Source organism: Achromobacter sp. (assembly GCF_036567245.1).
Taxonomy (GTDB): domain Bacteria; phylum Pseudomonadota; class Gammaproteobacteria; order Burkholderiales; family Burkholderiaceae_B; genus Achromobacter.
On the sequence record NZ_DATCUY010000607.1, the window covers coordinates 1 to 11,021 of the forward strand.

The following is an 11,021-nucleotide window of genomic DNA, read 5'->3' on the forward strand; positions in this document are numbered from 1 at the left end:
GCCGCGCCGACGGCCCAGCCGCCGGCCGCGGACGGGCAGAAGGATCGCCGTCCGCCGGACGCGCTCGCCAAGGAGGCCTCGGCATGAACATGCAAACCGCCGCCGCGCCCGTGGGTTTGTCGACGCAGGACCTGGTGCGCCGCTTCGGCGGCCTGAAGGCGACCGATGGCGTGTCGCTGGACGTGGCCCCGGGCGAACTGCATGCGCTGATCGGCCCCAACGGCGCGGGCAAGACCACCCTGATCAATCTGCTGTCCGGCGAATTGCGTCCCGATGGCGGCGCGGTGCGCCTGGGTGCCACCGACGTTTCCCGCGCCACGGTGCAGGAACGCGTGGCGCAGGGCATGCTGCGCTCCTATCAGGTGACCTCGGTGTTCGACAGCTACACGGTGCTGGACAACGCCTGCCTGGCCGCCTTGCGCAAGCGCCGCCGGCGCCTGTCGGCCTGGACCGCCTTGCGCGATTGCGCCGACGTGGTGGACGCCGCCAGGCAAGCCCTGCGGGCCTGCAAGCTGGAGGACGTGGCCGAGGCGCAGGTGGACAGCCTGGCCTACGGCCAACGCCGCCAGCTGGAGATTGCCATGGCGCTGGCGGGCGAGCCGTCGGTGCTGCTGCTGGACGAACCCATGGCCGGCATGAGCGCGGCCGAAAGCGCGGGCGTGATCGCCTTGCTGCAAGGCCTGAAGGGCCGCTACACCATCGTGCTGGTCGAACACGACATGAACGCTGTGTTCGCGCTGGCCGACCGCATCAGCGTGCTGGTCTACGGCAAGATCATCGCCACCGGCAGCGCGGACCAGATACGCAACCATCCCGACGTGCGCCGCGCCTATCTGGGCGACGACGCCGACGCATAAGGAGCCGCCATGTTGAGCATCAGCGGATTGACGGCGGCCTACGGGCATTGCCAGGCGCTGTTCGGGGTGGACCTGGACGTGGGCCAGGGCGAGGTTGTCGGCCTGATCGGGCGCAACGGCATGGGCCGCAGCACCGTCATCAAGTGCCTGTTCGGCCTGCTGCCGGCCAGCCAGGGCAGCATCCGTTATGGCGAACGTTCCCTGCGCGGGCTGGCGCCGTACCGCATCGGCCGGATGGGGCTGTCGCTGGTGCCCGAGGGGCGCCAGATCTTCCCGACCCTGACGGTGGAAGAGAATCTGATCGCCACGGCCATGGTCCGCGGCGGCGCCCGCAGCTGGACGCTGGAGCGCGTGTATGAACTGTTTCCCCGCCTGCGTGAACGCCGCGCCAATCTGGGCACCCAGCTGTCCGGCGGCGAACAGCAGATGCTGGCGCTGGGCCGGGCGCTCATGACCAACCCCAGCCTGCTGGTGCTGGACGAAGCGACCGAAGGGCTGGCGCCGGTGGTGCGCGCCGAGATCTGGCGCGTGCTGGCCCAATTGAAAGCCGAAGGTTTGTCGATGATCGTGGTGGACAAGAACACCACGGCCTTGCTGCGCTTGTCGGACCGCAACGTCATCCTCGACAAGGGGGTGACGGTGTGGCGCGGCAGCTCGGCGGAATTGTCCAAGCGGCCCGACCTGGTGGCCGCCTACGTGGGAGTGTGAGATGAGACTGCAGGACAAGGTGGCGCTGGTCACCGGCGCGGCCGGGGGCATAGGACTGGCGATCGCGCGGCGCTTCGTGGCCGAGGGGGCATGCGTGCTGTTGGCCGACCGCAAGGAGGCCGAACTGATGGCGGCAGTCCGCTCGCTGGGAGAGCGCGCGGCTGCCGTCGTCGTCGACGTGACGGACCCGGGCGACGCCCAGAAGCTGGCTGACGAGTGCGTGCGCCGCTGGGGCGGCCTGGACATCTGCGTCTGCAACGCCGGCGTGATCCGCGCCGCGGACTTTCTGGAGCTGAAGCTGGAAGACCTGGACGCCGTCATGAACGTCAACGTGCGCGGCACCTTCCTGGTGGCGCAGGCCGCCGCGCGCGCCATGGTGGCGGGCGGGCGCGGCAACGGCGCCATCGTGACGCTGTCTTCGATGACGGCGGAACTGGCGATGCCGGACCAGCTGGCCTATGGCGCCAGCAAGGGCGCGGTGCGGCAGATGACCAAATCGATGGCGCTGTCCCTGGCGCCGCACGGCATCCGCGTCAACGCCATCGGCCCCGGCAGCATCGATACCGAGATCCTGGCCACGATCACCAGCAATCCTGAGGCCCGCAAGACCGTGCTGTCGCGCATTCCGATGCAGCGGCTGGGATCTACCGACGAAGTCGCCAAAGTGGCGGTGTTCCTGGCAAGCGACGACGCCAGCTATGTCACCGGGCAGACGGTATACGCGGACGGCGGCCGGCTGGCGCTGAACTATACGGTGCCGGTGCAGGAATAGGGCGGCGCATGCCGTGGCCGGATGCGCTTCGACAGCGGGCAGGGCAAGGTGATAAATTTTTGCGCGTCACCTGGAAAATGAACCCTGCCCATGAAAACCGCCGCAATCACTTCCTCCCGGAATGCCGACTGGCTCGAACTGCGCATGGCGCTCTGGCCTGCTGCCGCGGCTGCCGAGCACCAGCAGGATATGGACGATCAGGTTTCCTCTCCCGAAAGGTACGCCCAGTTCCTGGTGCGCTCCGACAGCGGGCAGGCCCTGGGTCTTGCCGAAGCTTCAATCAGGACGGACTACGTCAATGGCACGGACTCCAGCCCCGTGGCGTTCCTGGAGGGGCTGTATGTCATCCCGCAAGCGAGGCAGCAGGGCGCGGCCCGGGCCTTGGTCGCTGCCGTTCGAGTATGGGCGCTGGATAGAGGGTGCACAGAGCTGGCCTCGGATACTCAGCTGGACAATGTGATAAGCCAGGCGGCCCACTCACGTCTGGGGTTCATAGAGACTCAACGGGTCGTCTATTTCAATATGCCGCTGTGACACGTCCACGCTCGCGCGGCATTGCGAGTAAGGTATGGGCTGTAGGCCTTGATTTTCGGGCACTTTGGCCTGTGCCCTCAGCAGGAATCAGAACATCATGAAGATCCTTCGTCCGGCACTGCGGCTTGTCCTTGCTGCGGTCGCGTGCGCGTTGATCGCCGCCTGCGCGGATAAACCTCCACAGCAAACCGAGCTGGACTACCGCAGCCGGTCTCCTTCCACGGGGCAGGGCAAGAACACCCCCCCGGGATCCTCGGATCAGCGTTTGACCATACAGTCCGGCGAAGGCGAACGCTTGAATCTGCCCTGGTTCATCCGGGACTCGCAGGAGTGGATCAACAGCAACTGATCCGGGCCTGATCGACGCGGCTCGTCATGCTACGCTTTGCCAGCCCATAATCGACGAAGCGATCAACCCCATGACTGTTCGACGGATCCTTCTGGCGCTAGCCACGCTGACCTTGTCGCCCGCGCTCCACGCCCAGGCCGCATCCAAGCTTGCCGCCTGGACCCCGCCAGGCCCGACGACGTGCAGCTTCTCGGGTTGGACGACCGACGAAAAGCCAGCCATCCAGGTGCGCGCGGCGGCGTCCGCCCAGGCGGCGGTGGCGGGCAGCCTGCCGACGACTCGCGGCGAAGGCGCCGATCCCAACATCGATTACTACAGCGTCACCTTCGACGTGACCGAGGCGCGCGACGGCTGGCTCAAGATCAGGAACGCCAGCGACGACAAGACCGGCGACGAACAGAGCAAGCCGCGGCCCGTGTATCGGGGCGAGGGCTGGATCGAGGCGGGGGATGCGCAGGTCGGCATCCAGTCTGCGCGAGGCTACGCCCGTCCGGACGCCAGCAGCGAGCGGCTGTTGGATCTGGGAGACGACTGGCTGACCGAGAGAGCCACGTTGAGAGGCATCGTCGCCTGCGAGGGCGAATGGCTATTGCTGGACTACGAGATGCGCAACAGCGAGACATTCGAACCGTTGGCGCCCAAGGACCGCTCGCGCGGGCGGGCGTGGTTCCGCGGCGTGTGCTCGTCTTCCGAGACGACTTGCGATATGCGGTCGGTCGACAAGTAAGGCGTGAGCGCGAGTCTGATTCATTGACATATCGGGAAATCCCGATACAATGCGCTCATGGAATTGCTCGACATATTCAAAGCCCTCTCCAACCGCACCCGCCTTGAAATCTTGCAAGGCTTGAAGGACCCCGCAAAGAACTTCCCGCCGCAGGACGAAGGCGACGTTCATACGGTGGGAGTCTGCGTCAGCAGTATCCAGGAAGGCGTCGGGCTATCGCAGTCCACGGTGTCTGATTACCTTGCAACGCTGCAACGCGCTGGCTTGGTCGAAGTCAGGCGCATCGGTCAGTGGACCTACTACAAACGGAACGAAGCGGCCATCAGTGCTCTTGCCAAGATCATCGGGAAAGAGCTGTAATTTTTTACTTATAAATATCGGTATTTCCCGATATCCCTATTTATCGAAACAAGGAAAACCATGAAGGCGATGACACTCCAATCATTTGGCGGCCCGGAATCGTTCGAACTCCGCGACCTGCCCAAACCTGTGCCGCACGCGGGGCAAGTCCTGGTCCGGGTGCATGCAACCTCGATCAATCCCCTGGATTACCAAGTCCGGCGCGGCGACTATCCCGACCTGGTGCCGCTGCCGGCCATTACCGGGCACGATGTCTCCGGCGTGGTCGAAGCCGTGGGGCCGGGCGTGACGGCCTTCGCTCCTGGCGACGAAGTCTGGTACACCCCGCAGATATTTGAGGGACCGGGAAGCTATGCCGAGTACCACCTCGCCTCGGAGAGCATCATCGGGAGGAAGCCGCCCTCGCTGAGCCATATCGAGGCGGCCAGCCTGACCTTGGTGGGCGGAACGGCATGGGAAGCGCTGGTGGTGCGCGCTGGCCTGAGAGTCGGGGAGAGCATCCTGGTGCACGGCGGTGCGGGCGGCGTCGGCCATGTGGCAATCCAGCTCGCGAAAGCCATCGGAGCACGGGTGTACACGACCGTGCGCGCAGCCAACGCGGAGTTCGCGCGCAGCATGGGCGCGGATGTGGTCATTGACTACGAAAAGGAAGACTACGTCGAAGCCGTCATGCGGGAGACGGGCGGGCGCGGCGTCGACGTCGTGTTCGACACCATAGGCGGCAACACCCTGGCGCGCAGCCCCGACGCGCTTGCGCAGCTGGGACGCGTCGTCACGATCGTGGACATTGCGCAGCCGCAAAACCTGATTCAGGCCTGGGGCAAGAACACGAGTTACCACTTCGTGTTCACGCGGCAAAACCGCGGCAAGCTCGATGAACTGAGCGCATTGATCGCGCGCGGCCAGTTGCGGCCGCATGTGGGAGCGGTCTATGCGCTTGCCGATATTCCGCTCGCCCATGCGCGGCTGGAGAGTCCCAACAACGGCGTCCAGGGAAAGATCGCGATTGCCGTCGCGCCCTCGGCTCGCGAACGGCCGCTTACCAGTTGATGCGTGCCGTCAGCGTGATGTTGCGCTCGTCGCCATAGAAGCAGGTGCCCGGGCATGCGGCGACATAGGTCTTGTTGGCCAGGTTCTTGACGTTCAGGGCGAACTGCCACTTGTCCAGCTGATAGCGCAGCGCGGCGTCGTAGGTGGTGTACGAGGGTACTGGCAAGTCATAGATCTCCTGGCGCCCCACGTAGCGCACGCCGACGCCCGCGCTCAGGCCCGGCACGGCGGAAAACCGATAGTCCATCCAGAGCGAAGCCATGTTGCGCGGGACCGATGCCGGCCGCGAACCTTCATTGCCCAGATTGCTTTTGGTGACGCGCGCATCGGTCGTCGCCACGGCGGCCACCAGATCCAGTTGCCGGTTCAGGCTTGCCCGGGCCTCGATCTCCGCGCCTTTCGAGCGGACTTCGCCGGTCTGGACCAGGAAGCCCACGTGGGCGGGATCGCTGGTGAGGACATTGCGTTGCGTGATTTCGTAGAGCGCCACGGTGATGGACGCGTCCACGCCCTTGGGTTCGTACTTCAAGCCGATTTCGTGCTGCACGCCGGTGGTGGGCTTGAAGGGATTGGCGCTGAAGTCCAAACCAGGCGTGGGCTGGAAGGACTTGCTGTAGCTGTAGTAGGGGGCCAGGCCGTTGTCGAACAGGTACATCAGGCCGGCGCGCGGCGTGAAGGCATGGGAGTTCTGGCCTCCCGAGCCCGGCGTCGAGTCGGTGCGGACGGAATCGTAGCGGCCGCCCAGCAGCACGATCCAGCGGTCGTTGAACTTGATCTGGTCTTGCCCGTAGAAGCCCAGCTGGCGCACGGCGTTTTCGGAATAGTTGGGGGCGCCGAGATTGGGCCGGGCGCCATAGACGGGCTTGTACAGATCGATCGGCGCAATGGCGCCGAACTCCTGGGAACGCGTGAATTCGCTCTTGCTCCAGTCGATGCCGAACAACAGCGTGTGTTCGACCCCGCCGTGGCGCAGCTTGCCCAGCAGCTGGTTGTCCACGGCGAGTCCCTTGTCGGTGTCGTACCGGGTGATGGCATAGCGCGTGCCCAAGGCAGGGTTCGACGGGCTTACGCGCGCATTCACTGCGGCGTACTGGTTGTCGGCCTTGTGTTCATAGGCCAGCAGGTTCTGCCTGACCTGCCAATCGTCGTTCAGCCTGTGTTCGAGCAGGTAGCCCAGGGTGGAACCCTTCACGACATACCGGTCGAAGCCCGGTTCGCCGACGAAGCGTGAACGCGATATGGAGCCGTTGGGATTGGATAGCAGCGTGCCCTCCAGCGGTTTGCCTGAATCGTAGGGACTGTCGGTCCGGCTGTAGCTGGCCAGCAGGGTGATCAGGGTCGCATCGCTGATCTGCCACTCCAGCGCGCCGGCCAGCGACTGGCGGTCGTTGTTGATGTAGTCGATCATGGTGTCGCTGTCGCGCGCCAAACCGGTAAGGCGGTAGCGTACGTTCCCGTCCTCGGTCACCGGGCCGCCCAGGTCCATGGCGATCTGTTTCTTGTTCCAGCTTCCCGTCTGTAATTCCAGCTCGCGCAGGGGTTCCGCCGTGGGGCGTTTGCTGACGAGGTTGATGATGCCGCCAGGGGCGGCTTGGCCATACAGGATCGAGGCCGGACCTTTGAGCAGTTCGATGCGCTCGAAGTTGTAGGGCTCGATGGCGCCGCTGAGCGAGTTGATGGGGAACTTGGTGCCGTTCAGATACAGCGGCGCCGCGCCCGTGATGTTGAAGCCGCGCACCGTGAAGCGGGTGCCGATGTGCCTGAGCGCCCCGCCTTCCAGCGACATGACGCTGGCTGTGTAGCCGAGTGCCTGGTCCAACGAGTCGGCCGCCTGGGCGACGACCTGGTCGCGCGGAATCACAGAGACGGACTGGGGCGTTTCGTGCAGCGCCGTGTCGGTCTTGGTGGCGGTTGCGCTGCGATGGGCGACGAAGCCTTGCACCGGGCCGGAAGCGGATTCATGGACGCCCGTGACCGTAACCGCGGGCAAGGTCTGCGCGGACTCCTGGCCCGGCTGTCCGCCGGGCAGCGGCCGCAGCACGTAGCCGCCGTTAGGCTGCAACCGGGCCGCCAGTCCCGTGCCGGCCAGCAGCCTGGCCAGGGCCGCGGGGGCCTCGAAACTGCCTTGCAGGCCCGGACTGCGCTTGTCTGCGATGTCGCTCGCGGAATAGGACAGCATCAATCCGCTTTCGAGCGCATAGCGGGTCAGCGCGTTTTCCAGCGTGCCGGCGGGGATCGCGTAGGTCCTGGCACTGGCCTGGGCCTGGACGGCGTTCGCGCCGGCGCTCAAGGCGATGCCGGTCGCCGTGAGCCAGACAGCGCGGCTTGCGGCCAGCGCCAGGGTGTTGCATGTGATGAGGCGCGCGGCGCGCCGAGGCAGGCGGTAATCCATGAGGGGTCCGGGTTCCGGTAGAAAAATGTGGCTTCTATTAGGTTTGCCACTTGAAAATCGGAAACCCCTCACGTTTGCCCGAAAAAAACAGACGGTTGGTTTGCGCGCCGCCTCGCTAGGCGGCGCGCAGGCGCACGGTGACCCAATACCGCGTCATCCGGTCGACGTCGACCGGTAGCGTCCGGCGCAGCATGTCCAGCACCCGATCGACGTCGTCCAGCGGATAGACGCCGGAAACCATCAGGCGGCCGGCATCGGGGTCGCAGGCCAGCCGGCCGGGCACGTACCGCGCAAGTTCCGCGATGAAGGTGGACAGCGGCATGTCCTGCGCGACCAGCATGCCCACGGACCATGAGGCATCGCTCAGCTCGGCGGGCCGGGTCGGACCCACGGCGTCGCGGGTGAATGAGGCCTGTTCGCCGGCATGGACAAGCAGCGGCGCGTCCGCAAGAAGATCGGGGCGGATTTCCACGGCGCCTTCGAACACCGCGACGTGGCTGCGGCCCGGGAACTGGCGCACGCTGTAGCGGGTGCCCAGCGCACGCACGCGGCCTTGGGCTGTTTCGACCAGGAAAGGGCGTCCGAGCGGGGCGGCCGGGTCGGGCGCGGTGGTGACGAGGATCTGGCCGCGCAGCAGCCGGACCAGGCGCTGCTCGCGATCGAAGCGCACGTCGATGGCGCTGCCAGTGTCCAGGTCGATGCGGCTGGCGTCGGCCAGCGTGACGCCCAGGCGCTCGCCGGCATCCGTGTGGTAATCGGACCGCCAGTCCTGCCAGCCACGCCACAGGCTGTCGCGCGCCAGCCAGGCGCCGCCGCCGGCGAACAGGGCCAGGGCCAGCGTCTTGACGGCCCGGCGGCGCGCCCGGCCGCTGCGGTCTTCATGTGTCAGCGCGCCGCGCACCAGCGGCGTGTTCAAACTCCGCAGTTGCTGGCCGAAGGTCTCGATGTGGCGCCAGGCGCGCTCATGGTCGGGGTGCGCAGCCCGCCAACGCTGGCAGGCCTCGCGCGTGGCGTCGCTGGCGTCCGCTGCTTGCAGGGCGACCAGCCATTCCACCGCACGCAGGCTGACGCTGGCGGGCAGCGGCGGGCCGTCCAACTGGGGGAACGCCGTCGGGCTCGGGTCCGCGGGCGAGATGGGCATGGCGGTGTCGGTGGGGATCTGAGGCAGCGGGCAGGGGCCGGGCCGCTGCTCAGGCGCCAAAAAAGCAGAGGTGCGCCGCTTTGGCGATATGGCGCTGCACGGTGGCGAGCGAGACGTTCAGCGTCGAGGCGATGTCCGCCTGCTTCATGCCTTCAAGCTGGGAGAGCAGGAATGCCTGGCGCACGGGGGCGGCCAGCGTATCCAGGCGCCGGTCCAGTTCGATCAGCGTCTCAAGCAGGATGGCGCGGGTTTCGGGACCGGGCGCTTCGCGCTCCGGCAGGTCGGCCAGGCTGGCCAGATAGGCCTCTTCGATCCGGCGGCGCCGCATGAAATTGGACACCACGCCTTGGGCCACCGTGGTCAGCAGCGCGCGCGGCTCCCGTGCCGCGACGGTCTCGCCGCGGACCAGCAGACGCATGAACGTATCGTGGGCGAGATCGGCGGCGTCAGAGGAATTGCCCAACCGGCGGCGCAGCCACCCCTTCAGCCAGCCGTGGTGATTTGCATACAGGACATCGATGCCCTGGGACGGCACTGCAAACTCGGTCGCGGACATGCGGCCCTCCGGCTTGTCGCGGGCCTGGAGGAAACCGGCGCCCGTGAAAAATGAGAATCATCCGCATTCTAAAGTGAGTCGCGGCGCGGCGACAAGAGGTTGCCAAAGCTGAGCCGCGGCTTCCGGCGCGAAGAGGTCAGTCAGGATCTTGGGCCGATGTGCCGTTCCCTGAAGCGCAGTGGCGCTCCTCGCGATGCCGCGCCGCATTGGCAAGGTCGGCGATGGGTGCCAGCACCCCTCGATCGAAGGCCTCGAATCCTGTGCCGGCACGCAGTCTTGCAGGCCAATCTGCGTGCGTCAGCGCGCCACGTCCGAGCGAAACGAAATCTGCCTCCATCCTTGCCATCACTCCGTCGGCCTGCAGCGGATCGTGCAGCGAGCCGTTGGCCAGCACCGGGACCGCTACATGCCGCCGCGCCAATGCTGCAAGGCTTGGACCCTGATCGCCAAAAGCCGGACGCCAGGCTTCGAACTCGGTCGTATGCAGGTAATCAATGGGCTGGGCGCCCAACCCGCGGTAGATCTGCGCCGCATCCGTCTCGCCGCCTTCCCACTTGTGGGTGAAGTCGTTGACCTTGCCCTGCGAACTGCGTACGCCCACGATAAAGCGCTGACCCGTCGCGCGGCGCACCGCGCCGATGACCTCCACGGTCAGGCGCAGCCGGTTTTCCAGGCTGCCGCCATAGCGGTCCGCGCGCAGATTGGTGTGGGCGGTCAGGAACTGATCCAGCAGATAGCCATTGGCGCCATGTATCTCGACGCCGTCGAAGCCCGCCTCCTGCGCCCTGCGTGCCGCCTGCGCAAAGCCCTCGATGGCCTCTGCGATGTCCTCGTCCGACATGGCTTCAGGCATCCGGTACGGCCCGTCTCCCCGATAGAACGTCATTTGCCGCCCCTTGGGCAGTACGGCCGACGGCCCCTTCGTCGCGCCGCGATGGGGATTGCCCTGTGACAAAGCGCCGGCATGCATGAGTTGCGCGATGATGCGGCCGCCGTGAGCATGCACGCGGTCCACCACGGTACGCCAGGCGTCGCGTTGGGCGTCGTCGGTCAGGCCGGGCTGGAACAGGTAGCCCTGCGCGTGCGCCCGGTCGGTATAAATACCTTCGGTGATCACCAGTCCGAAGCCGCCGGCCGCAAAGGCTGCGTAGTAGTCGGCCATTTGTGGCGTGGCGCGGCCATCTTCCGTCGCGCTGACGCGGGTCATGGGGGCGACGGCGAGACGATTGGCCAGGGTCAGCCCTCTGTCCAGCCGCAGCGGGGTGAACAGTCCGGCCTGCGCAGCGCCGTTCGGGCGATGGTCGGGCGCGTTCATGTCAACGGCCCTCCTGCGGACGCACGGCCGCGATGGCCTCGATCTCGATCATGGCGGCCGGATCGTAAAGCGCCTTGATCTCCGCGATCGTGTCGGCCGGATACGGGGCCGAGAAGAAGCGCCGACGCAGTGCCACCACCTCGTCGAAATGCCCCATGTCCGTGACGAAAATGGTCACCTTGATCACGTCCTGCAAGCTGGAACCGCCAGCTTCCAGCGCACGGCGCAGGTTCGAAAACGCCTTCTCGCCTTGAGCCAGA

Annotated in this window: 13 protein-coding genes; 8 read left to right on the top strand and 5 right to left on the bottom strand. The window is 66.3% G+C overall.

Annotated features, from left to right (window positions below):
- The first annotated feature begins 83 nt into the window (after window positions 1–83).
- The 8 genes from VIR09_RS25690 (at window position 84) to VIR09_RS25725 (ending at window position 5,357) form a co-directional block, all read left to right on the top strand.
- Window positions 84–857: an ABC transporter ATP-binding protein gene (locus tag VIR09_RS25690; protein ID WP_332015416.1), complete on the top strand. Its 774-nt coding sequence runs from the start codon at window positions 84–86 to the stop codon at window positions 855–857.
- A gap of 9 nt (window positions 858–866) precedes the next feature.
- Window positions 867–1,565, top strand: a complete 699-nt coding sequence (locus tag VIR09_RS25695) for an ABC transporter ATP-binding protein (protein WP_332015417.1) — start codon at window positions 867–869, stop codon at window positions 1,563–1,565.
- Window position 1,566: 1 nt separating this feature from the next.
- Entirely contained in the window at window positions 1,567–2,337 is a 771-nt protein-coding gene (locus VIR09_RS25700) for an SDR family NAD(P)-dependent oxidoreductase (RefSeq protein ID WP_332015418.1), read from the top strand.
- A gap of 90 nt (window positions 2,338–2,427) precedes the next feature.
- Window positions 2,428–2,871 carry an aminoglycoside 6'-N-acetyltransferase gene (gene aac(6') / locus VIR09_RS25705; RefSeq protein WP_332015419.1) on the top strand — a complete coding sequence of 148 codons (444 nt, stop codon included), beginning with the start codon at window positions 2,428–2,430 and terminating at the stop codon, window positions 2,869–2,871.
- A 97-nt stretch (window positions 2,872–2,968) separates the two neighbouring features.
- Window positions 2,969–3,220 (top strand): hypothetical protein, encoded by a 252-nt coding sequence (locus VIR09_RS25710; protein ID WP_332015420.1) that lies wholly within the window; start codon window positions 2,969–2,971, stop codon window positions 3,218–3,220.
- Window positions 3,221–3,290: 70 nt separating this feature from the next.
- Entirely contained in the window at window positions 3,291–3,947 is a 657-nt protein-coding gene (locus VIR09_RS25715; RefSeq protein ID WP_332015421.1) for a hypothetical protein, read from the top strand.
- 57 nt (window positions 3,948–4,004) lie between these two features.
- Complete coding sequence (locus VIR09_RS25720; protein ID WP_332015422.1) at window positions 4,005–4,307, top strand: metalloregulator ArsR/SmtB family transcription factor; 303 nt, start codon at window positions 4,005–4,007, stop codon at window positions 4,305–4,307.
- 60 nt (window positions 4,308–4,367) lie between these two features.
- Window positions 4,368–5,357 (top strand): zinc-dependent alcohol dehydrogenase family protein, encoded by a 990-nt coding sequence (locus VIR09_RS25725; RefSeq protein ID WP_332015423.1) that lies wholly within the window; start codon window positions 4,368–4,370, stop codon window positions 5,355–5,357.
- On the opposite strand, the gene VIR09_RS25730 is transcribed toward VIR09_RS25725, so the two are convergent.
- From VIR09_RS25730 to VIR09_RS25750, 5 genes are all read right to left on the bottom strand, one after another.
- Window positions 5,347–7,749: a TonB-dependent siderophore receptor gene (locus tag VIR09_RS25730; protein ID WP_332015424.1), complete on the bottom strand. Its 2,403-nt coding sequence runs from the start codon at window positions 7,747–7,749 to the stop codon at window positions 5,347–5,349. The genes VIR09_RS25725 and VIR09_RS25730 overlap by 11 nt on opposite strands.
- A gap of 115 nt (window positions 7,750–7,864) precedes the next feature.
- Window positions 7,865–8,890, bottom strand: a complete 1,026-nt coding sequence (locus VIR09_RS25735) for a FecR domain-containing protein (RefSeq protein ID WP_332015425.1) — start codon at window positions 8,888–8,890, stop codon at window positions 7,865–7,867.
- A gap of 49 nt (window positions 8,891–8,939) precedes the next feature.
- The gene (locus VIR09_RS25740) at window positions 8,940–9,446 is read right to left on the bottom strand and encodes a sigma-70 family RNA polymerase sigma factor (protein ID WP_332015426.1); all 507 of its coding nucleotides are present in this window, start codon (window positions 9,444–9,446) and stop codon (window positions 8,940–8,942) included.
- Window positions 9,447–9,582: 136 nt separating this feature from the next.
- Window positions 9,583–10,761, bottom strand: coding sequence for an NADH:flavin oxidoreductase (locus VIR09_RS25745; RefSeq protein ID WP_332015427.1), 1,179 nt, complete (start codon window positions 10,759–10,761; stop codon window positions 9,583–9,585).
- 1 nt (window position 10,762) lies between these two features.
- Window positions 10,763–11,021, bottom strand: a 259-nt coding sequence (locus tag VIR09_RS25750; protein WP_332015428.1) for a RidA family protein, incomplete at its 5' end; no start/stop codon positions are given.